General features: G+C 35.3%; 19 protein-coding genes. 2 read left to right on the top strand and 17 right to left on the bottom strand.

The features are described from left to right. Positions 1-23: 23 nt before the first annotated feature. The 14 genes from BZZ03_RS02805 to BZZ03_RS02740 form a co-directional block, all read right to left on the bottom strand. Positions 24-1,223, bottom strand: a complete 1,200-nt coding sequence (locus tag BZZ03_RS02805) for a CDP-glycerol glycerophosphotransferase family protein (protein ID WP_086582424.1) — start codon at positions 1,221-1,223, stop codon at positions 24-26. Between the two features lie 20 nt (positions 1,224-1,243). Further along, on the bottom strand, positions 1,244-1,666 hold the full coding sequence (locus tag BZZ03_RS02800) for a hypothetical protein (protein ID WP_086582422.1): 423 nt from the start codon (positions 1,664-1,666) through the stop codon (positions 1,244-1,246). Then, positions 1,663-2,097 (bottom strand): glycerol-3-phosphate cytidylyltransferase, encoded by a 435-nt coding sequence (gene tagD / locus BZZ03_RS02795; RefSeq protein ID WP_086582421.1) that lies wholly within the window; start codon positions 2,095-2,097, stop codon positions 1,663-1,665. The genes BZZ03_RS02800 and tagD overlap by 4 nt, the downstream gene beginning before the upstream one ends. Positions 2,098-2,139: 42 nt before the next feature. Continuing rightward, positions 2,140-3,084: a glycosyltransferase gene (locus tag BZZ03_RS02790; protein ID WP_233128956.1), complete on the bottom strand. Its 945-nt coding sequence runs from the start codon at positions 3,082-3,084 to the stop codon at positions 2,140-2,142. Beyond that, a complete protein-coding gene (locus tag BZZ03_RS02785; RefSeq protein WP_143466327.1) occupies positions 3,024-3,323 on the bottom strand; it encodes a hypothetical protein in 300 nt (99 codons plus the stop codon). The genes BZZ03_RS02790 and BZZ03_RS02785 overlap by 61 nt, the downstream gene beginning before the upstream one ends. Before the next feature lie 41 nt (positions 3,324-3,364). Then, positions 3,365-4,381: an XcbB/CpsF family capsular polysaccharide biosynthesis protein gene (locus BZZ03_RS02780; protein WP_086582415.1), complete on the bottom strand. Its 1,017-nt coding sequence runs from the start codon at positions 4,379-4,381 to the stop codon at positions 3,365-3,367. 3 nt (positions 4,382-4,384) lie between these two features. Beyond that, positions 4,385-6,745, bottom strand: coding sequence for a CDP-glycerol glycerophosphotransferase family protein (locus BZZ03_RS02775; RefSeq protein WP_086582413.1), 2,361 nt, complete (start codon positions 6,743-6,745; stop codon positions 4,385-4,387). Between the two features lie 102 nt (positions 6,746-6,847). Then, entirely contained in the window at positions 6,848-7,660 is an 813-nt protein-coding gene (locus tag BZZ03_RS02770) for an ABC transporter permease (RefSeq protein WP_086582411.1), read from the bottom strand. A gap of 24 nt (positions 7,661-7,684) precedes the next feature. After that, on the bottom strand, positions 7,685-9,229 hold the full coding sequence (locus tag BZZ03_RS02765) for an ATP-binding cassette domain-containing protein (protein ID WP_158092862.1): 1,545 nt from the start codon (positions 9,227-9,229) through the stop codon (positions 7,685-7,687). Between the two features lie 270 nt (positions 9,230-9,499). Continuing rightward, positions 9,500-10,315, bottom strand: a complete 816-nt coding sequence (locus tag BZZ03_RS02760; RefSeq protein ID WP_086582409.1) for a mannan-binding protein — start codon at positions 10,313-10,315, stop codon at positions 9,500-9,502. 308 nt (positions 10,316-10,623) lie between these two features. Then, a complete protein-coding gene (locus BZZ03_RS02755; RefSeq protein WP_086582407.1) occupies positions 10,624-12,735 on the bottom strand; it encodes a DUF6056 family protein in 2,112 nt (703 codons plus the stop codon). Between the two features lie 349 nt (positions 12,736-13,084). Beyond that, complete coding sequence (locus BZZ03_RS02750) at positions 13,085-13,669, bottom strand: isochorismatase family protein (RefSeq protein ID WP_086582405.1); 585 nt, start codon at positions 13,667-13,669, stop codon at positions 13,085-13,087. Positions 13,670-13,693: 24 nt separating this feature from the next. Then, positions 13,694-16,132 carry a ribonuclease R gene (rnr, locus tag BZZ03_RS02745; RefSeq protein ID WP_086582403.1) on the bottom strand — a complete coding sequence of 813 codons (2,439 nt, stop codon included), beginning with the start codon at positions 16,130-16,132 and terminating at the stop codon, positions 13,694-13,696. Between the two features lie 258 nt (positions 16,133-16,390). Continuing rightward, positions 16,391-17,020: an NUDIX hydrolase N-terminal domain-containing protein gene (locus BZZ03_RS02740; protein ID WP_086582401.1), complete on the bottom strand. Its 630-nt coding sequence runs from the start codon at positions 17,018-17,020 to the stop codon at positions 16,391-16,393. A gap of 244 nt (positions 17,021-17,264) precedes the next feature. Here BZZ03_RS02740 and BZZ03_RS02735 point away from each other — a divergent pair, with 244 nt between their 5' ends. Continuing rightward, positions 17,265-17,507 carry an NINE protein gene (locus BZZ03_RS02735; RefSeq protein ID WP_019291898.1) on the top strand — a complete coding sequence of 81 codons (243 nt, stop codon included), beginning with the start codon at positions 17,265-17,267 and terminating at the stop codon, positions 17,505-17,507. Between the two features lie 622 nt (positions 17,508-18,129). On the opposite strand, the gene BZZ03_RS02725 is transcribed toward BZZ03_RS02735, so the two are convergent. The 3 genes from BZZ03_RS02725 to BZZ03_RS02715 form a co-directional block, all read right to left on the bottom strand. After that, positions 18,130-19,173: a tyrosine-type recombinase/integrase gene (locus BZZ03_RS02725; RefSeq protein ID WP_143466326.1), complete on the bottom strand. Its 1,044-nt coding sequence runs from the start codon at positions 19,171-19,173 to the stop codon at positions 18,130-18,132. A gap of 1,777 nt (positions 19,174-20,950) precedes the next feature. Then, complete coding sequence (locus BZZ03_RS02720; RefSeq protein ID WP_086582398.1) at positions 20,951-21,307, bottom strand: thioredoxin domain-containing protein; 357 nt, start codon at positions 21,305-21,307, stop codon at positions 20,951-20,953. A gap of 49 nt (positions 21,308-21,356) precedes the next feature. Next, on the bottom strand, positions 21,357-21,713 hold the full coding sequence (locus tag BZZ03_RS02715) for an LPXTG cell wall anchor domain-containing protein (protein WP_086582396.1): 357 nt from the start codon (positions 21,711-21,713) through the stop codon (positions 21,357-21,359). Here BZZ03_RS02715 and BZZ03_RS02710 point away from each other — a divergent pair. Beyond that, on the top strand, positions 21,706-22,036 hold a 331-nt coding region (locus BZZ03_RS02710; protein WP_233128945.1), incomplete at its 3' end, for an MSCRAMM family adhesin SdrC. The two genes, BZZ03_RS02715 and BZZ03_RS02710, sit on opposite strands and share 8 nt — an antisense overlap.

Here is a 22,036-nt window from a genome sequence, read left to right as displayed (position 1 = left end):
TGGCTCCTGTGAGATCGAAAAAATCAACTTTCCTTGCACTCCATAAAAATTTTTTCGATAATTTTTAGGCTACTTGAACCTTTTACCCACGGGTTAAAACGTTGGTTAAAGTCCGCTAAACGGGCAAAATCAAAGTTGTTTTCTAAAAGTACCGCAAGCAACTCTTTTTCAGTTTGTATCGGCTCACTCGGTAAATCTTTGTGTACATCCAAGTAAAATCCGCGCAAATGCTGGCTGTAAAGCTCCAAATCATACATATAGAAATAAATCGGACGCTTCAAGATAGCATAATCAAAGAAAACCGATGAATAATCCGTCACTAGCACATCGGCCATAAGATATGCTTCATGAATATCTAAAGTCGCTGGCAATGGATAGATGAAATCCTTTAACTCCTCGTCAATCCTGATGTGATTGGAAATCAAATAATGCGGCTTAAACAGGACCACATACTGCTCACCAAGCACTGCTTTCCAGTGTGCAAAGTCAAGCTGGAGCCGCATATGATATCCATCCAAACCATATGCATCATCACGCCACGTCGGAGCATAAAGGATGACTTTTTTATCTAAAGGAAGCTGATAGTGCGCTCTGAGTTGTTCTATCTGTTCTGGCTTTGGTTGATACAGTATATCTGTCCGCGGATAAGGCATTTGAATCATCTTATCTGGCGGGAACTGGAAAGCACTGGCGAATTTCTCGACAGTAAAAGGTGATGAAGCAATTAACCAATCCCAGTGTCTACTGTCTTCTGCGTAAGATTTCACCATTTGCTTGTGGGTCAAGTAAGCACGATAACGCTTGCCCGTATCTTCAATGTCATGCGCCAAACGCTTCAGCGGTGTTCCATGCCAAGTCTGTAAATAAACCTGATCTTCTGCCTTGTAATAATAAGGCGCCATCTTGGCGTTAAAGACCCAGTACTTTGCTTTGGTCAGCGCTTTGTAATAAGCCAAGCTGTTAAATCTTACAACTTCAGCTCCTGCGACCGGACGCGGCTTCTTTAAAGCCCAAACCAGCTGGTAGTCTGCATAAGCCGGATCAGCACGCAGAGCTTCAAAGATAGCCCCTGGACTGTCTCCCGTTGATTTACCGTTATAGCTGGCAAAAAGAATCATCTTGGCTTCACGCTTGATAAAAAGAGGCAATACACGCAAAAACACAGAAAGCAAGGCTTTCAAGATTAACCGTCTTAAATTCCCCAAAAAACTTACTGCTGTCATCTTGCTCCTTTTACTTTTCATTACTTCTTGCTTAAACTTCTAAGTACCTGCCGCAAACTGATATTGCTGGAAAAATTTCCCGAAAGCTCCGTCATGATCTCCTGAAAGACCGAAATATCATCAACCTGACGAAGCGTTTTGAGCAAGACATTGATATCCGCATCAGGTTTTCCTAAAATATGTGCCACATGAGCCAGTGATCCCTGACTGACCTTTATCAGATTTGCCTTTTGAGGTAAAAACTCTACCTGAACAAATCTTTTTCTCTGAAAAAAGTAAATATCATCCTCAACCTTGAGATAGAGCTTCTGCGACTTCTTATCTTTAGGATAGTTGTGAGGTTGTGCTTTGAAGAGTTGCTCCATTTCCTGTAATAATCGCAAAAATTTTACAGGCTGAGCTGCCAGTTTGAATTTTGAAAGTAGGTCTTTGATGTCCTTCATTTACTTCCACTATCCATATTGGAAATGTACATCTTCCCTAAATCCTGCTTAATACTTGAAGAGGAAGTTTTGCCACGTGGAAAGTACATGATTTTCAGCTCAGGAAACTGTTCTTTCAAGAAGTCAAACTTCCCTTGCCAATCATCGCCCATGGCAAAAATAGCCACCTCAAACATGTCAATATAGAGAACCTTATCCTCCCAAGACTGTTCCGGAACCACAAGATCCACATAGCGAACAGACTCCAAAATATACTTGCGTGTCGCATATTCCTGATAAGCTTTCTTCCCTTTTTGGGCATTAAATTCGTCTGTCGAAAGCATGACGATCAGTTTATCGCCAAGATTCTTGGCATTGCGCAACATGTCCACATGACTTTCATGGAGGATGTCGAAGGTGCCTGCGACGAGGATGCGTTTTTCTTTGTTCATTTACTATTTTCTCTGCTATTCATTACTTAATTTTTTGATTCATTAATTCAATTCTATATTCACTAGTCTGTCTAAAATTTGTCTCAGCTCTCCTTTGACTTGATTTAACTCTTCTGTCAATTTTACGACCTTTGCTCTATGCCTTATGTCAGAGCTAACTGCTACTAAATAAGTTCTTTTTATATTGCTTGATAAGAGCTTAGAGTCTTTTAACATTTCATTAAAAAAAGGAGTTTCTTCCGCAAATTTCCAATATAAAGCATAATAGTCTTTAAAAGCAACAGGCGTAAAAGAGTGAAGTCTCTTCAAAAAATTCATCTCGTTCACATTTCCTGGAATATTGCCCTTCTCAAAAAAATTAGGCTCAATCGACCATGGTTTAAATCTTCCATCAAAATGAATTATCCTGTGTTCTGATTGCTCTGTTCTCTTGAATACGTGCCTCAACTGCTTAACGAAAGGGCTATAGTTATATACTCTCATATTAATTTCATCGTCAGAGACCCCACGAAAAGAGTTGACGTCTCCTAAAAACGCAAATGAGAAAAAGGCTTGATCTCCATCATAATACATACCATTTGAAACCTTAGGACGATTTTCAATTATCAACTTTCTCATATCTAAATAGAAATCAAGTGTTCTCTTCTGCTTCCTAAATTTATCAACATTAATCATAAAAGTTCCAGAATTGAAATATTGTAAAAGACTATTCTTTTTCAAAAATTCTAGGTGTTCGTCAATAGAATATAAGAGGGGTTTACCATTGTCTATTTGTTTGATGAAATTCCTAGCCGTTATTTCGGCAGTGATAGCTTTATCATTAAAGTCAGAAAAATAATATTCTGAAAAATCTTCAACAAAAATAATATCTGCAGCATGAATGTATAAAATCCTATCCACCCAGTTAGGAAGATAATTATGGCAGTCTAATGGAAAATAAACTTCATAAGGAAAATACTTTTGCCCAGTCCCCCCCCACCAGCTGATGAAGCTAGCAAGGTATATTCTTCAATATTTTTATCAACGAAACATGGATAAAATTCTAAACCAGAAAGCGTCTTGCTAAATTCTACTAATTTATCAATCACTTCAGTTGAAACCCTATTATAAAGTAGAAAAAAATTTATTTTATGATTTGTCTTTATTTTAGATAGGCTAACTAATTGTGGAAATATATATTTTGCATATCCCTCGTCACAAGCTGTCATTACATTTATATTATTCACTAATGTTTCTCCTAATTCCTTAACATTCCGATTCACTTGCATTATTTCAAGATTTCACTAAGCCCTTTTAACTCTTGGACTTTCCTTTTATACTCGTTACTTTCAAGCAATAAATTATTAATAAATGTTGTTTGTTCCGCAATAGTTTCAGGATAAACCTCTCCTTCTTCATCTATTGCATTATCCAACACGTCAATGATATTGATGTTCTCATTTTTCAACTGCCCATACATATCGTAATTAAACGGAATAACCGGGCTACCAATCACCATCTTTTTATACCGGAATTCTTGTTTATCTAGTTCAAGTAAATCACTCAGAAGTGAGTCTTTTCTTAACCCCTTTAAAAAATAATTATCTTGTAATAAACTTTTTCGATCTAATATAGAGATAATGGGTTCGATACTTAAAGACTTATAATCACCTAACATCGAATGATAGAACGCCCCTGTCCCGCCTTTGTTTGCACCATAAAGGACAACATCTTCTTTATTGATATCATAGCGTTCAATGACAGCTCTGATGGCACCTTGAACATCATCTTCAAAATGAGGATAATTGTCCGTGTTGATATAATGACTACCATGAGAAAGATTTAAATCCATGATTCTCATAACTATCGTGTTTTTTAAAACAACATTTTGAAGTGTTGGATAATTTTTGGTAAAGCAACGTACTCCAATGTTAGGATTATAATAATTTTTAACATCATTTCCCGAAAAAACAACGACTAAGCGTAAAGGAGCCACTAAATTTTTTCTTTTTTGAGGCGGTTCTTCAACGGTATAAAACAAATCACCAAATGAAATTAAATCTTTACGTTTCCAAATTTGCGCAATTAACTTACGCTTAATAAAGTAAGATTTTGTTCCTTGATGAAAATAAAACATAAAATCATTGGTCAGCAAGTCCTTGTAGAGATTATAAAAAATCTCGTTTTCTTTACTCAAGGCAATAATATTTTTTGAATTTTTCAAATCAACAATAATGCGTTCGTAGTTATAATCTCGAATTTTCTTTTTATATGTTACTCTTAAAATTTTTTCTTCATTTTTCATTAATCATAGTCCTATCTGTTTTAAAATATCATTGGCTGAGTGCATACTATCTTTATTCAACAGCTCTTTAATAATAAGCGAATTATACTCATATTTTTCCTTTTCACCAGATGACAGAATATTTTCAACCAGTTCCTCAGTTGTGTAATTCTTCCCCTTCAATTTCAGAAGTGATTCAGAATCAAAATACATTCCTATCTGATGTGTATATTCTTCAACATCTTCTTGTAAAAGAATAATTTTCTTTTGTAGATGGGCATAATCAAATACCGCTGATGAGTAATCTGATATTAAAATATCACTTAGTAAGTATAATTCCTGAATGTCAACAAGTTCATTATAGAAACAGTGGATACGTGCATCTAGATTTGAATATGCTCTCCTTAATTGTGCTTCATGTGGATGAAGTTTAACAATAATTTCGTAGTTTTCTGGGAGTTGGTTAATGACTTCTTTTAAATCAATGGAAGTTACCTCACTTCGTTCATTCTTTCTCCATGTCGGACAAAACAGAATATATTTTTTTCCTTCAATCAAGGGGCGATTAAAATATTTTAAGTGCACTTTTTTCAACTCATTTTGGTTCTCCTTATTTTTTATCAAATAGCCATTTTTCGGTGCTCCCAATGATAAAACCTTTAATTTTGAGTTTTTATTAAGAAGAAAGGCTGAATTTAAGAGTTGAGTATGATAATCAGACGATGTTATGAGGTAATCCCATTTTTTCATCCTCGGAATAAAAGCATTAAGTTCTTGTTCTCTCTGTTCCATGTTTTCTAAGTCGGAAACCATTTTTTTAATTGGGAAACCATGCCAAGTTTGGATAAAGATTTGTCCCTTGTTTTTTCCAGCCTTATCTAAGGTATTGGCACTATGAAAAACATATTTACTCTGCGTGAAAGCTTTGAGATAAGCCTTAGTACCAAGTCGTACCGCTTCAAATCCATAGCTTCTGATTGCTATATCAACAAGTTGATTAGTGGAGCTTACAAAAATTTTAGCTTCTGGATACTTTTCCGAAATTGCTAGTGCCAAGTGCTTAGGATCTCCTGAGAAATTTTTACCGTGAAATGACTCAATGAAAAAATAATCATCTTTAACTTCCAATTTGGGCTGCGTACTGCTTCCTACAGCTAAAATAGCCTTCTTTATCTGTCTTCTGATATTTTTATTTTTTAAAATGGGACCAACAATAGGATAGTGTTTGATTTTTAAATAGTAACTTCTTAAATTTGATAAAATATCATCCGCTTCTATTGTATTCGTAGAAAGCTTCTTGATAATATCACTGATTTCTTTATTTGAAAGCTTAACTTCATTACTTGCTTGTGAGGTCCTCTTTGAGAACTTACTAACCTGATACAAAATATTTTGGCAGTAATCCTTCGATGGTTTTAATATAGTTTCAACATCACTTTTTATTTCTTGCTTGGTCAAAGTTTTTTGCATAACTTGAAGTAGAACATTTGCATCATGACTCAAGTCTTTATTCAACCATGAAATAGAGCTGACTTCCTCGAAGTTTTCCAAGTTAACTTTATCATCTCCTTCATAAACACAAGCCAGTTTGTATTCACTTATCGCCTCTACTATTGAATATCCCAGAGTTTCTAGTCTGGCAGTTGATAAATAAATATAGTTTTCTGGTAATTCAAAATTAACAAAAACATGCTCTTTTAAATTATAATATTGGATAAGATTTTCATATAGTAGCTGGGCAGGTCCGTCCCCCTTTATGTAAAATTTTATTTCCTTACACCCTAAATAATTAATTAAGTAATCCATCAATTTTAACGAATAAGCAACATCTTTCTGTTTTTCAAAAAAACGTGACAAAACTACAAAGTTAGTCGTTAAGGAATTTTCAAACGCGTTTACACGTGATATATGCGCAAGACTTACTCTTTGGACAAAAACGTTATCATATCCAAATTGCTTAATAAAATCATGTTTTATACTCTCAGTAGCAACTCTTATAGCTGAAAAATAGGGTAAATCAACTCCCAAAGCATCATCTAGATACGCTAATGGTGCATGAATTTCTCCAAGAATTTTTGCATTCGGTCTTTTAGCTCTCAGAAATTTTCCTAAACCAAAAAAGCTTTCTCTTGTAATAATATATAAGCTTGTATCACTTTCATCATAAGAGATTTTAAAAATATCATTTAAATGTTGATATTTAATATCTCTCATAAATACTTCTCGCTGCATAAGTGCTAAAACATCTACTTTGCTAAAATCCGCAAAATTATAATAAGTTATTTCATTATTGCTATCTTTGGAAAACTCATAAATAGTATTAAGATTACTTCTTGAAGTTCCGCCAATTCCAAAAATGTTTAAACCAATAATTGATATTTTCATAAAATATATCCTCGTTTCAAATAAATCCTCTTCTTATATTTAGCTTTTGCTTTTATAAACCATATAACTTCCTCTTGAGTCGTGTGGAAAGATATCCATTCCCTACAAAAAGTCCGAAATACGTTCCCGAATTTTATAATGCAAATGCGTACCTAAAAGAAGGATGAAGAAAGTCAGAGTCCAAAAAGATAAGATAATCGAAGGATCCACTTCCCAGAACCACTGTGTGCCAAAAATGGCATCACGAAAGCCTTCAATCAGGTAATAAAAAGGATTCAACATTATTCCTTGAAGTATAAATTGCGGAATTTGACTGAACTGTCTCATCGAAAATACAGCGCCTGACAGGAACATCAAAAAACGAAACGAATAGTTCAGAAAGAACTTTAAGTCGGGAAAAACAATCATGACTGTAGCATTCAATAAAGAAAAAGATACAGAGAAAATGAGCAAGGCAAAGAAATAATAAAGTCCTTGTAAAAGATAGAGGCTCGGTATAAATCCGCTGAATACTGCTCCCAGAGTTCCAACGATTATCATGACCCAAAACTCACTCAAAAAACCCAAAAAGGCTGAGGTCGGTAAGATAGAAACAGGAAATTTCATGACTGATGCGGCACGCAACTTATTATAAGTGGTAAGTGCCCCAGAGACAATCGTTTTTTGCATGAGACCCCAAACCCCTAAGCCAATAAACATCCAAGGCAGGACAGGATAACCTCCCGGTATGACACGTTTCATGAGTACACCAAATAAAAGATAAAAAACGCCAAGCTGAAATAAAGGATCTAGAATTTCCCAGACACGACCAAAACGATTATGCATGGTTGCACTTTTGGTGTTGTATCTGGACATGCTGTAAGCTACCGGGAAATATCGGACTTGTTCTTTAAAGTACTGAAAAATATTTTTCACTTTGTAAATCTTTCTTCTCTAATCTTAAGGAGTTGTCGGAACGGTGAGGATTTGCTCGACTGTTAAGTTACTCAAATCTTGCGTAGGGTTGAGCTGGATAAGCTCCTCAGGGCTGATATGAAACTGCGCAGCAATACTGTCTATCGTGTCTCCGACTTGAACACTGTACTCACTCAGGGTATTATCGCCTTCTTCTGACGCTTGGCTTTCTGGAACTGTAAGGACTTGCCCAGCCAATAATGCGTTCAAATCCTGTTCAGGGTTTAATCGCGCCAACTCCTCAATCGTAGTATTAAAATGCAGAGCAATAGCATCTAAAGTATCTCCAACCTGAACATGATATTCTGTGAGTTTCGGCTCGGCTTCTGCTGGGGTTTCTTCTTTTGGTTGAGGCTCGTTTTGTGCGGGCTTATTTTCTGTTTCTTGGACAGGTTGCTCATCTTGCTTTTCTTCGACAGGCTGAGGCGGTAAGTTTCCTGTCGCTCTTTGCCGTTCTAAGAAGGTTTCCTTAGGTTGAAACAAATGATGTTGAAAGAAATCAAGCGGGTTTCGCAGTGATTTTTTCAAAGTCATCGAAGATGTATTGACCAAAGCCAACCATAGTAGCACAAAGGCAGACAAGCATAATAAAACTTTGGTCGACATACTAGATTTCTTCTTGGCTGCTTTTGCCGTGAGTGCCTCAATCCTGCGTTTACCTTTTCGGTTTTCTCCTACTTTTAATTCCGTAAGTTCTTGACGGTATTCTTCCAGTGAATAGGACAATTGCTCTTGGCGGGCTTTTGTTTTGTACTCCTCTTGTTCTTTACGCTCTAGACCGTTAAACCAACGAATAAAGGCTTCATACTGGGGGAGAACTTCTTCCACTGATCCGTAAGCCTTGACTGCGCCATAATGTATCCAAAGCACCTTGTCTGACCACTCCCTGATCGTCGGAATCGAGTGGGAAACCAGCAGGATTGTCTTGCCTTTTTCACGAAACTCAAACATTTTTTTCTTGGATTTACCCACAAAAGTTTGGTCGCCAGTAGCCAGTCCTTCGTCAATAACCATAATGTCAGGATCTTGATGCACCATAACAGAAAAGCCTAACTTGGCGCGCATCCCTGAGGAATAAGTCTTTACACGTTGGTCAATAAACTCCTTGAGTTCAGAAAAAGCGATGATATCATCCATCTTTGCTTCAATCTCACGTTTGGACATGCCTGACATGAGCCCTTTCAAACGGATATTTTCGCGCCCTGTCAGATTATTATTCAGACCTGCTGAAGCTGAGATAATGGAGACTTCTCCATTAATTTCAACTTGACCTGTTGTTGGAGAAATTTGACCTGAGATAATATTGGAAAGGGTTGATTTTCCCGAACCGTTCAGCCCAACAATTCCAATCGTTTCACCATCATAAAGCTCAAAAGAGACATTGCGCAAAGCCCAAAAGTCTTGTTTATTGCCTTCAAAAAAAGCTTCTTTAGTGCGAGCTCTTCCTTTTTTATTATTACTGATTAAATCAAAACGCTTTGTAATATAAATGGCTTTTACTTTTATCTTTTTGTCATCTTCTGTAATCATAATCGTTACTATTATGACATTTATGTAACTATATGTCAAATTTTTATCTATAATTTCTATAAAATATCAAAAAAAAAAAAACAATTCAGATAACTTTAGTTTGATGAGGAAGACGAGAACTAAAATAAAGTCCTGTCGCTAAAAATTTCGCAAAAAAAAACCAAATACCTTGACTCAATTTCAATAATTTTTAGTCAAACTATTCGGTTTTATTCCCGAGATTTTTCAAGGAATCTCGCTATTCTTTTATGCGGATACTTTTTAAAAATGTCAAAAAGTAAATTTACATTGACAAACACTCATCTTGCCCCAAGTTTCTTTTGGAGTATGCCATGCACCCGTCCATTCTCCTCCGTAGGATGCACAGACAATTGGAGCCTTCACTTTTGCATCTTCTTCATTCCATATAGGACCGGCAACGACATCTACCACGATAGTATTTTTTCCAGTTTTGTTTATATCAAACTCAATATTAACAACACTCATTTTTCCTGGTATAACGGTTTTCCAGTGACCTGTCCATCGCCCTAGATGTGCAGCTGCGATGATTGGCCCTTTCAATTCAGCGTCTTTTTGATTCCAAATGGGACCTGCTGGAATATCAATAGCATACTTGGTTGTGGATGGAATTTTTTGTGTTTCTTTGATTGAAAGGTTAAAACTTAAGAAACTGCCCCAAGATTTGGGAGTTAATTCAGATGTAAAACTCACAATATATTCCCCTTCAGGTGCTTTCAATTCTTTAATATTTAATTTTTTAAATTGATTTTCTTCGAAATTTCTACTCGTATATTCGATGACATTATTAAGATTAGTCTTAAAACGTAAACGAGATACACATTCTTTATAGTGTCCTTTTGCAGGTCCTTCCTTGCCATAATCTCCTTCTGTAACCTCTACAGACACAATGACTTCTTCTGGTGCAAAATTAAAGGTTCTTGATGATGTACCACCAGAGCCACCATGCCTAACTTTCTCTTCACCATAAATTAAGGTAAAGCTATCAATGATATCTCCTTTATTTGCAAAAATCCCAGTAACTATCTTTTGCTGTTCAACATGTGAATGAGTTGTTGTCGTTTCCATTTTTTACCTCTTTCTAAATTTAAAATAATTTTTTTATTAACTAAATATAATTATACGAAATAAAAGTCACAAAAAGAAACAATATACAAACATTACATTAATTTAATTGTAACCATATGCATTTTTATAATTCAGCTTTGGTGCGTATCTATTGTTTTTATCACTAACTTTCTTAAGAAAAAGCGAATCAATTTGTTTCTTCAACCTTTTTAGCTAGCTCTTTGATAAAATATTTCGCAGCACAAAAAAAGAGCCCTAAAGGACTCTTTCCACATGACATGGTACACACATTTGATAAAAGATAATACTTATCTTCCCTGCCGTTGTTTAAGAAAAATATCATAAACCACAAAAATCAATAACCCAGCAACTACGCTATAAAAAGTCGAGAATCTTCCTAGATTTTTCCAAAATGGAATTTTGGTTACTTCTACTGTTTTATTCCAAGGTGTCTCTGCATCAATGGTAACACGTGTTGTTTTTGATCCATTGCTGCTGTAACCTCGTGGCAATTGTACGGTGAGCGTTTCTCCTGTTTGGCCTTCAACATTTGTGATGGAAATATTTTTTTGATGTTTATCATTAAAGAAAAGTGTAATGGTATGAAGTGTAGGCTTGACATGAATGTCAATGGTCTGATCGAAACGTTTATTAAAAATATAAGATTTAGGATTATTTGATAGTGTTTCATAGCCTGCAGTTGCTGCATGAGAAATATCGTAAGCTTCATTATAAGGTGAAGTGATTTGCTCTGTTGCAACGATTTCATCCTTATTTACATCGATATAGCGAATAAGCGCGTTACGAAGCCAAGGTTTATCTGCCGGTAAGTTTTTGTTATTTGGTTTAGTGTTCTTAGTGATGGTTGCTTTTGCTGTCGAAGTTTTAGCAGTTTGCTCACGTTTTAAGACCCTATCAGTATTGAAAGGAAGAATCTTGCGTTGGAAATAACCAAAATATTTATTGTAAGCATTCAGAATGTTATCAATAGGTTGAGCATTCTCTAAGTTTACTTTTGCTATTGGCACTGTATCATCCAAATAGACTTTCTCTAGCCCATAATATTTGGCAAACCATGTATTCGCCCATTCTTTTTCTGGGTGCTCACTTGAAACCAAATAAGGCGTTCCAAAATAAGCATTAAAGTCGTTAGAAGTCATCGGAATCCCAGGTACGCGGACCGAAGTTTTACCCTCTTCTTTTGCTTTTTGGGCTATAGATTGGGCTGTATAAAAATATTCATATGAATTTTTGATGTCTTTTAAATTATAGTCATAGCTGGGCAAACTCACAAAGCTTAAACAAATAATGGCAATGCACAAAGGCACATTCGTCCAAGAGCTTTGTGTACGTAACTCCTGCCATGCTTCAATCATCATTAATAAAGCTATGATAAACAGAATGTTACTTGCAAACCAAAGACGGGCAGGTGTGATGGGCGATGCCAGGATTGCAGCACAACCTGCAAGACCTGATACCAGAAAGATAAGTCCTCCATGCCAGAGATAACATGCTTTTTCTTGGAGTTGCTTCCGGTTAAAATAAAGAATTCCCCCAAACACAAGGATAGGCAGTATCAGAAAACCAGAATAATGCGCAGTTCCCGATATGATATCGAGGAAACGTTGGCCTAAACCTGCGGAGACTCCGTAGTTCTGTGTTTCAGCAGATCCTGATGATAAGATGACTTGCGTCCCAAAACCAAAGGCGGCAGCTAAGGTTCCTAAAATCTGCGCCACCGTGTTTCCGTTTGTCGATTTTTTAAAATTATAAACCGTAAAAATGAGAGCAAGCAATACAGTTGTCGCGCCACCGACTTCATTTGTTAAGCCTGCTAAAAGTCCCAAAACCGGGAGATAGTATTCTTCCCAACCACGTTTTGTACTTACATTAAAACGGTAGGGTAATAAAAAGAGGAGTATGATTACTGTGGCCCACAGATAATTTGCAGCTCCACTGACCCACAGCACTGTGCTGCCCATCCCCGGAATGAAAAACCACATCAACAGAAAAGTTAACGTCAGATGCAAAGGTTTTAAAAGTACCTTTTTACCACTGATTATTACATTCAATAACAGCCCAACCAATACATAAATACTGGCATTAAGGATATTGAAAATTCCTTTAGGAAGCTGCATCACTAAGATTTCGAAAATTATCGAAGTCATGCGGGCATTCCATAGTGTCATGTGCGTATAGACTGCTGAAATATAATCACCAATATTATGATATTCACTCAGATGTTCACTTGGCCAAGCACCTGTATAGATAAAGTGATACAAAAAATCATCGCCCGTGTATCCTGTAAAGCGGTTGAGGTTCAAAATAAAAATAAAGGTTAGTCCTAAAACAACTATGGTTGCTATTGTGCATAATATACTCCAACCACTTGTTAAATTAAATCTTGTCCTATTTTCCATGTTCAATATCCTTAAATAGCTTATATAAGCCATCTTCTATTTCTTCCGTATTTTAAGCCGGTTAAGGTTTGGCTTACCGTCTTTTTATCTTATTATCGGACATTTTCCCACTTTAAATCATTACTTACACTTTCAAATAAATGTGAAAAAATCACCGTTAACATTATAGCAAAAAAATGTGTCAATTTTACTTTATGAAAAAATTAACATACTATTACGGTGATTTCTTTAATCTTCTCCAACTTCTTATCAATTGTCTAAAAATATAAAAAGCTCAAGATGCAGAAAAGCCTATGCTCTTCTACATCTTGAACTTTTCAAATCACCAAAACCTACTGCTCTCTATGGTCTAATCCTGTATCATATTTAAGACTTGCTCTGTCGAGCGGACGCGTCCTAAGCGTGTAAAGATACCGTTAACGATGCCTCTATGTAGTGCTCCATTAAAGTCTGTCATTGCATCTTCAACAGCAATCACATTATATCCATGTTGATAAGCTTCACGCGCCGTTGTATCACAACCTATCGTTGTAGCAACACCTGTCAAGATAATGTTTTCAATGCCTCGTCTACGTAACTGCACATCGAGATCTGTCCCATAAAAAGCGCCCCAATTGTGCTTTTTGACATGGATTTTATTTTTAACCTCTTCATCATAAGCTAAAGGAGAAACAAATTGGCTATAATTGTCGGGAAGTGGACCAGAAGCACTTATATTTGTATCTGTAAGCGGAGTGAGCACTTCTGGCCCATAATTTTTCACATGTACAAAAACGATAAGTCCTGCTGTATTCTTGAACTTGTCCAGCAATCTATCATTTTTGGCAAGAATTTCTTCCTTACTATAGGGTTCAAGCTGTGAACGATTTACAATGCCTTCTTGTAAATCAATCAGGACCAAGGCCGTTTTCTCAAGATTCAATTGTTCTGACATAGGCTTTTCTCCTCTAAAGTATTTTTATTTTTTCGATTTTTTCTTCGTATTATTTCCGAATTTTCCTTTTGCTGCATCCGCATAGAAAGGCTTCTTCCTCTTTTTCTTTTTATTTGGTTTTTTATCGAAATCGTTTTTACGTTCTCGATCCTCATCCTTGGATTTACCTCTGTATTTTTTGTTTTTGTTATTTTCAGAGAAATTTTTTCCGTGTTTTGAGGCTTTACGTTCCTCTTTATTTTCGGAACGATTTGCTTTTGGTCTACGGCGTGGGCCTTTTTCTTTTTTAGATTTTAAATTACTTTCGACAACATCGAGATCACTCTTGATATATTCAAAGTCGATATCACCGGTAACTTTATCCGCTTTAGTAACTTGGATTTTGATGGGTTGACCAATTCGGAAGACAAGTCCTGTTTTTTCTCCCACAAGTGCCATCATACGTTCATGGAAGTTCATATATTCACCTTTAATAGTAGAAATATGAACCAAACCTTCAATAGTATTTTCAAGCTCAATAAACATCCCAAAGCGAGTGACGCTGGCAATAACACCTTCGAACTGTTCGCCGACATGTTTTTCCATAAATTCGGCTTTTTTCATCTTTTCAACTTCACGTTCAGCATCGACAGCACGGCGTTCACGGTTACTTGATTGTTGAGCAATTTCCGGTATTTTTTCGGCCCAATATTCGATGGTCTTTGGACTTGGTTGAGCCATCTCACGAATTAAGCGGTGCACGATCAAGTCAGGATAACGACGAATCGGGCTGGTAAAGTGTGTATAGTTTTCTGCTGCCAAGCCAAAGTGACCATAGTTGTCTTCCGAATAGCGTGCTTGTTGCATCGAACGCAGAAGCATCGTTGAGAGAACCATTTCTCCTGGTTGGCCTTTCACTTTTTTCAAAAATTCTTGCAAGGCTTTTTGACTAACTTCTGTCGAAGTGCCTTTGACTTGCAAACCAAAAGTTGCAGCAAAGTCGATAAAACGGGTCATTTTTTCTTCTTTTGGATGTTCGTGAATACGATAAATCCCTGGTAAATGACGTGCTTCAAAACTGCTTGCAACTGTTTCGTTAGCAATCAACATGAAGGACTCAATCATTCGTTCTGCTGTTCCACGACTGCGCTTACGAATTTCGATAGGCAAGCCATTTTCATCAACGATAATCCATGCTTCCATAGTTTCGAAATCAATCGCCCCACGGCGGCGGCGCATCGCTGCCAAAGCTTCGTGAAGCTCAGACATAATCTCTACGGATTCTTTAATTGCAGCATATTTTTCTAATGTTTCCTCGTCACCAGCAAGCATAAGGTTAACATCATCGTAGGTCATACGTTCTGTCGTCTTGATAATGGAAGGACCTATTTGTGATTGAAGGACTTTTCCTTCTGGCGTAATCTCCATCACACAAGACTGTGTCAAGCGATTAACACGTGGGTTGAGTGAACAGATACCGTTTGAGAGTCGTTCAGGCAACATTGGCACGACACGATCAGCCACATATACTGATGTTCCACGCTCAAAAGCTTCACGGTCCAAGGGCGAATTTTCAGTGACATAGTGTGACACATCTGCAATGTGAACGCCCAACTCATAGTTACCATTACCCAATCGTTTGATATGCACAGCATCGTCTAAGTCTTTTGCATCAGCGCCATCGATAGTGAAAGTAATCTCATTGCGATAGTCCACGCGCCCCATGATATCTTTTTCATCAACTTCTTCTGGTACAGCGTTCGCTTGCGCCAAAACGTCTTCTGGAAATTCAGAACGAATACCAAGTGAAGCTAAAACTTCAAGAACATCGATTCCTTTATCACCTGCTTGTCCGACAATTTCGACAGCCAAACCTTGCATACTTTTGGGATTTTTCTTATCTGGATAAGCGGTAATGTCAACACGAACTACTGCTTTATCTTCTGGTACCAAGCCCTTATCTGTCAAAAAGACATGATAAGGCAACTTTTTATTGCGTGATTTTACGTAACCGATACGATTGAACTCTTGACGTTCTTTTTCGTCAAATTTGACAAAAGTTCCGACAAGCTGAGTGACCGCGCGCTTTAAAACCTCTGTAACTACCCCTTCAGCACTTGTGCCTTTTAAAGGATTGGCATTACTTTTCAGTTCGACTTTTACTTCATCTCCTTCAAGAGCAAAAGCCGTTCTTCCCTTAGGAATAAAAACGTCAGGCTCATCAGAATCGACTGTTACAAAACCAAAACCGTTCGCATTAGCACGGAAGACTCCGACAAGTTCTGCTTTTACTTCGGCTAGTGTGACTTTTCCATTTTTTGTAAATTCCAGTAATCCTTCCCCTTCAAGAGCAGCTAAAGTTTTAACAAATAGTTTAAAATCTGAAGCCTTTGTTAGGTCAAGTTCCATTGCCAGTTCTTCTACAGCATAGGCTCTCTTTGGATGTTTTTTAAGTTCATCCAATATAACTTCTTTTATTTTCATGTTTCTCCAATATTTCTTTTTCTCTATGCACTTTGGTGATTCTTTTCAATCCCAAGCACATACATTATTATTTTAAAAATTAAAATGCGGACTGTCAGCAGCCCGCTACTTTTTGGTTCGATAAACGTAAAAATCTCCACTGATTTCTCCGTAATCGTTTATTCAATAGGGGCAATCATCCTAAACAGCCCAATCTTTTTCATCGTCCGCATGGAATAATGATATTATAACATATTTGATATTTTCGTGAGCCACCTTTTACTGCACGCGATCAAATCTTGCTCCTGGTGTTGGATGATTATGATATTCAAAAGCTTCCAGAAGGTCCTCACGTGTGTTTCGATCCACAGAAATATTCTGCAAGTTTTCAACTTCTTCCCGCGAGAAAAAGCGTGCCTCCGAAGTTTCTAATCCCGGATGCAACTCAAAAGTTTTGGGCTCACAATAAAAGAAGAGCTTATAAACATAATTCAAGCTTTTAGGATAAGGATGTTTGGCCTTATCAACCAGCTTAAACAACTGCAAAGGTATCACCTCAAGCCCGCTTTCTTCTCTTACTTCTTTTTGAGCGATTTCTGCAGGGGAATAACCGACATCTGCCCAACCACCAGGTAAAGACCATTTTCCTTCAGTTTTTTCTTTCACAAGTAAGAGACTGTTATCTTCAAAGACAACAGCTCTTACATCCACTTTGGGTGTGACATAACCTAAATCCTCATTAAAGAAGGATTCCAGTTCATTTTTTGAGTAAGAGGTCAACTTTTGAGAAATTTCAAAGAGAATTTCTTTCATTTCTTCTAATCTTTCTCGGTCATACACATCTTTATTATAATACAAAGAAGTGTTTACAAGAGCTTTAAGTTTTGCTAGAGCTTGAGTTGTATCCATTGTTTATCCTCCTTCTCTCATTTTATCACACGTATGGGATGATACAAAAAGTATTTATTATTAACTAAATGAAAGAGTATATTTTATTGAAAAATTTTTATTAAATGTTTGAATCTTGGGGAGCTTGTCTATATAATGAAAAGAGTAAGAGATAAAAAAATGGGAACAAATTATATCGCAAGCTAGTCTCTTGAAGGATGAAATACGTGCGCGAATCACGCTAAAAGGGCAAGGAGAAACTTTTATGAATGAAAAGAAGATTAACAAACATATTTTTGTTTGGATTGGAAACTTTTTAGTTGGACACTTTGGCGTTGACCGCTTTATGCGTGGTCAAATCGGCATGGGTATCTTTAAACTTCTATGTAACTGGATGACTTTTGGTATTTGGTCACTCACCGACTGGATAATCTCCCTCGTGAAAGCTTATAGTACATATAGTGACACAGACGATATTACCTTTATCGATGGTAAATATTCACGATAAATGAAAAAACATCCTCATCTTCAAAAGATAAGGATGTTTTTTTGTGGGATTACTTAAAACGTTGTCCACGCTTTCGTCTTATCAACCGAATAACTACACCCGATAAGCCACAAAAGAGAGCACCAACGGAAGCTATCGCTCCCAGCCCTTCTAAAAATAATTTGTGAGAGTGTGCGCCATAGCTAAATAAAACAAGACCAACTGCTATTATGACAAGCCATGTACTACTTATTCTGATTCGATCGTCCATTGTGTTCCTCACATGTTTTAGTAGGATATTATTATAGCATATAATTAGACAAGTTTTAATTACTTATTTAATTTATTGTGTAAACACTTGTTGATACTATATGGGTAAGCCGTTAATCCTTAAAAATAAAGAGAAAAATACTCGCTTCAAACCCCTAAACCTATATGCTCAGAAAAATCTTTTGACTATTTATAAAATATTTAGTAAGATATATTACTGAGCAAACAATTTGGGTTTGTTCGCTCATTATATGGTCTAAATGTGCTTATTTAGGCCATTTTTTTGTACCTTTATTATATCTCAATCATTTTTTTATGTCAATTTCTGTTGAAAATTTCTATGTGCCAAATATGTGCCAAAAAATTTAAGATATTAATAATTCATAGATTGTCTAATTTTATCAGACTCCTGAGCTTCGAGTCCTTGAATGATATGAGAATATACTCTTAAAGTTACAACTGTTCCAGAATGACCTAATACTCTTGAGACTGAAACAATGTTTACACCGTCATAAAGAAGACGTGAGCCAAAAGTATACCTTAACGAATGTAATGTTATGTTCTCAGAAATTCCTAGTTTCTTATTTAACCTTTTTAGGGCCCTATTAGCTGGAGCATTACAGATTGCCTTTCCAAATTTTGTACTACATACCAAATTATCTTCATTAATTAATTCACCTTTTGATATCTGCTCTATTACCCATCTTTTCCGAATTTTTAAAAGTTTAACAGTTTCAGAGCTAATGGGTATTGTGCGATTAGATGATTCTGTTTTAAGATTTCTCTTTGCCCATGGTTGAACTATAATTACTTTTTTTTTGAAGTCAATATCACTCCATCTTAGCCAAGCAACTTCCGAATACCTCATACCAGTAACCATTGCAATATAAACAAATGTATTAATTGAACGCTTCGTAGCTATATTATTCTTTACATGATTAAGGAGTTTAAAATAACTATCATCATCACATACGTTTTCCTTAAATTTTGACTTTTTAGGCTGTCCCTGTATTTTAATCCTCTGCGCAAAATTCTCATAAATTACACCATCAAATATCAGATCCTCTACACACTCCTTTATCCGTCTATGAAATAAAGCTAAAGTGCTCTCACTATGGTTCAGACTATATTTATTAAGTGCATCCTGATAGAAGTGTCTAGTAATATTTCCGACAGGACAATTATCCATGTATTCATAAATAAATTTCTGTACTTGTCTCATGGTGCTTTTAGAGTGTGGCGATAAATTCCCTTTATAAAGTTCTATCCAATGAGCAAAGTAGTCACCAAATCCTACTTCAATTATATCTACACTTCCTGGACATAAAGTTAATGCATCACGAATCATTGCAGCTTCGGCTGCTTTTTTTGTTGAAAAACCACTCTTTCTTTTTTTACTATAGATATTTTTACCCACTTCATTTTTTCCTTTGGTATAAGAAATTTCATATTGCCAACTTTTCCCACGTCTATAGCATCTCACTTTTTTATCTCCGTTTCTATTTTTTGGTTAACAGAGATTATTTTATATAAACACTCTTATTATTGCTAACATTTTTTTAATCTCCCCCCTTATCCACCTTATTATGAGAATTCATCAAAATTTAGACGTTCTGGAGTCAATTTCTAAATTTGTTATAAATTCAGTAATAGATGATGTTCAGTATATTTAACTCTACTGGAGTCAATTTTAAAAATGAGAAAAAAAGAATTCTTTTAGAGTCAATTTCGTTTTTTTAATTTAGGTCCAAAAATAGTGGAGTCAATTTCAACTTTTTTTGCTGAATTAAACTCTATATGTGTAAAATCTACACATATAGAGTTTCAAAATGTGTAATATTTACACATTTAGCTCCTTTAAATGTCTTATATTTGTACATTTAACTCTATATTTCATTTCTCATTCTTTCTAATTATTGTTCTTCAGAATAATCGTTTTTAAAATCCAAAGAAATAAAAGAAAGAAGTAGTACTTGATAGTTTATTTTAGCTCTAAATGTGTAAAATCTACACATGTACTTAATTAAAAACTACATATTTATAAACTGATAGTGTAAAATCTACACATATACTTAAGCAAAATCTGCACATATAGAAACTGATAGTGTAAAAACTATATATACGGTTCAATAGAACAATTTTAAGTTTATAGATAAACCAAGATAATTATTTCCTAAAATAATGAAGAAAGTGGTAAGGAAAATAATATCTAACATATATTTTTAATTAGAAGATAAAGACATTCAATTAGCTCATATTCATAAATATAATTTTTCTGTTCTGGAGGTTTATTAAGTATTCAATATTCCGTCTATAAGGAGTAGAGCACACTTTTAACTTTCGAGAAAATTCATGTTTTCTTGAAAGTTAAAGAATTAATATAGTTTTATTACTTTTTAATCTTCATTTTCTTGTGACAATATTTCAAATACTTCTTTGAGAAGTCCCTTTACATTGAGAATCCAATTACGTAACTGGACTCTCTTTTAAATAAAAATACCTTTTTCAATAGTAATTTCATGGTCTGCCAAGATTTTCTTAGTCTCTTTATAAGCGACAAAAGTACACTTTCCTATCTCATTATATTACCTACTATTCTCTTTATATTTAAACCAGTTTTTTACCTTATGATTCTATATTTCAAGACCTATGTATGTTCTATTTTTAGAAAGAATTTTTTGGATAAAACTAATAACATTCTTAATCTATCCTTTAGATTCAGGCTCATAAGAAGCATACTCTTAAAAATGAGCCATTTAATGGTAAGCTTCAAAGACTTAAGTAAAAAGGATATCTCCACGCATAGATCCTCTTTCTTCTAGCTGATCATAGTTCTATGGGGGGAGAGAGGTCAAAATTTTTTGAGTTCAGAGATTAAGATATGGTATATTTCTACTTTCTATTTTCTTATTCGTGTTGTTGTCAGCTAAGTAAGCATTTCTTCATTGTCTTTATCCAGATATCTTTTGACTATGTTTCTAGAAACTTCAAGTTTCCTAGAAAGTAATATTTGAGAGAACCTGTTTTTATTATGGCTTACTTTATTTTAGTAGTTATAATAACTAACTAATATCATTTTAAGCCCGTATTACTACTCTTTGCAACTTTTTCAACTTTCTATATTCTACTAAGATAAAGGTACAAAAAAACATGAAGCTAGCTTTTAAATTTCTGCTTCATGTTTTTAATACATACTAGGTCAAGAAAGTTTGTATTTTCTGCTCGTTATAACCTGATAATGAATGTTCATTTGAGAGAATAATGGGTACTTCTAATAGCTCTGAATGCTTTTCTAAATAAATTAAACTTTCACCAAAGCGTAACCTACTCAAATATTTTATCTTAACTTGTTGTTTCAGAGAATACTTATTTAATTTTGTAAGAATATCGGGTAGATCCATACCGGATAAGTAGATTAGTTGAAATATTTCTCTACGTGTTATAGACTCAATTTCTCTTAGCTCTACTGCAAGATTATGTGCCTTCAACCACTTAATTGCCTGCGAACATTGCTCAGAATTTTCTTTATAATATAGTATTAAGTTTTCCATATTTGATATTTTATCTTACTTCTTCTATTCCTTACTTTTTAGCATTAAATCAGCTCTTTTTATTCTTACTTCTGCGTAAAGAAAAAAGTGAAGCAGAACATAATAAACCGATTCCTAGGCTATTCAAAACTATATTTTCTTTATCCCCTGTTTTTGGCAGATTACCATATCCATTGGAATTAGTTGCAATTGTACTTGGGTAATTATATAAATCACTCATTGATTCTGATCTTGAATCTGAAGCTGAGCTTGATGCACTGTCTGATGTACTTGTAGAATCACTCATTGATTCTGACTTAGAATCTGAAGCTGAGCTTGAAGTACTATCTGATGCACTTGTAGAATCACTCATTGATTCTGACTTAGAATCTGAAGCTGAACTTGATGCACTGTCTGATGTGCTCATTGATTCTGATTTTGAATCAGACATTGATGTTGATGCACTGTCCGATGTACTTGTAGAATCACTCATTGATTCTGACTTAGAATCTGAAGCTGAGCTTGATGCACTGTCTGATGTGCTCATTGATTCTGATTTTGAATCGGACATTGATGTTGATGCACTGTCTGATGTGCTTGTAGATTCTGATTTTGAATCGGATATTGATGTTGATGCACTGTCCGATGTACTTGTAGAATCACTCATTGATTCTGACTTAGAATCTGAAGCTGAACTTGATGCACTGTCTGATGTGCTTGTAGATTCTGATTTTGAATCGGACATTGATG

The organism is Lactococcus petauri, from assembly GCF_002154895.1.
In the GTDB taxonomy this organism is placed as follows: Bacteria; Bacillota; Bacilli; order Lactobacillales; family Streptococcaceae; genus Lactococcus; species Lactococcus petauri.
The sequence above is the reverse complement of the archived record's forward strand: the minus strand, read 5'-3'. Positions and strand labels throughout refer to the sequence as shown.

What these genes read in the sequence shown, in the direction of transcription:
- BZZ03_RS02805 (WP_086582424.1), bottom strand. Translation starts at nt 1,223, where the DNA reads ATGACAGCAGTAAGTTTTTTGGGGAATTTAAGACGGTTAATCTTGAAA.
- BZZ03_RS02800 (WP_086582422.1), bottom strand. Translation starts at nt 1,666, where the DNA reads ATGAAGGACATCAAAGACCTACTTTCAAAATTCAAACTGGCAGCTCAG.
- tagD (WP_086582421.1), bottom strand. Translation starts at nt 2,097, where the DNA reads ATGAACAAAGAAAAACGCATCCTCGTCGCAGGCACCTTCGACATCCTC.
- BZZ03_RS02780 (WP_086582415.1), bottom strand. Translation starts at nt 4,381, where the DNA reads ATGAAAAATGAAGAAAAAATTTTAAGAGTAACATATAAAAAGAAAATT.
- BZZ03_RS02775 (WP_086582413.1), bottom strand. Translation starts at nt 6,745, where the DNA reads ATGAAAATATCAATTATTGGTTTAAACATTTTTGGAATTGGCGGAACT.
- BZZ03_RS02765 (WP_158092862.1), bottom strand. Translation starts at nt 9,229, where the DNA reads ATGATTACAGAAGATGACAAAAAGATAAAAGTAAAAGCCATTTATATT.
- BZZ03_RS02760 (WP_086582409.1), bottom strand. Translation starts at nt 10,315, where the DNA reads ATGGAAACGACAACAACTCATTCACATGTTGAACAGCAAAAGATAGTT.
- BZZ03_RS02755 (WP_086582407.1), bottom strand. Translation starts at nt 12,735, where the DNA reads ATGGAAAATAGGACAAGATTTAATTTAACAAGTGGTTGGAGTATATTA.
- BZZ03_RS02750 (WP_086582405.1), bottom strand. Translation starts at nt 13,669, where the DNA reads ATGTCAGAACAATTGAATCTTGAGAAAACGGCCTTGGTCCTGATTGAT.
- rnr (WP_086582403.1), bottom strand. Translation starts at nt 16,132, where the DNA reads ATGAAAATAAAAGAAGTTATATTGGATGAACTTAAAAAACATCCAAAG.
- BZZ03_RS02740 (WP_086582401.1), bottom strand. Translation starts at nt 17,020, where the DNA reads ATGGATACAACTCAAGCTCTAGCAAAACTTAAAGCTCTTGTAAACACT.
- BZZ03_RS02735 (WP_019291898.1), top strand. Translation starts at nt 17,265, where the DNA reads ATGAATGAAAAGAAGATTAACAAACATATTTTTGTTTGGATTGGAAAC.
- BZZ03_RS02720 (WP_086582398.1), bottom strand. Translation starts at nt 21,307, where the DNA reads ATGGAAAACTTAATACTATATTATAAAGAAAATTCTGAGCAATGTTCG.
- BZZ03_RS02715 (WP_086582396.1), bottom strand. Translation starts at nt 21,713, where the DNA reads ATGAGCACATCAGACAGTGCATCAAGTTCAGCTTCAGATTCTAAGTCA.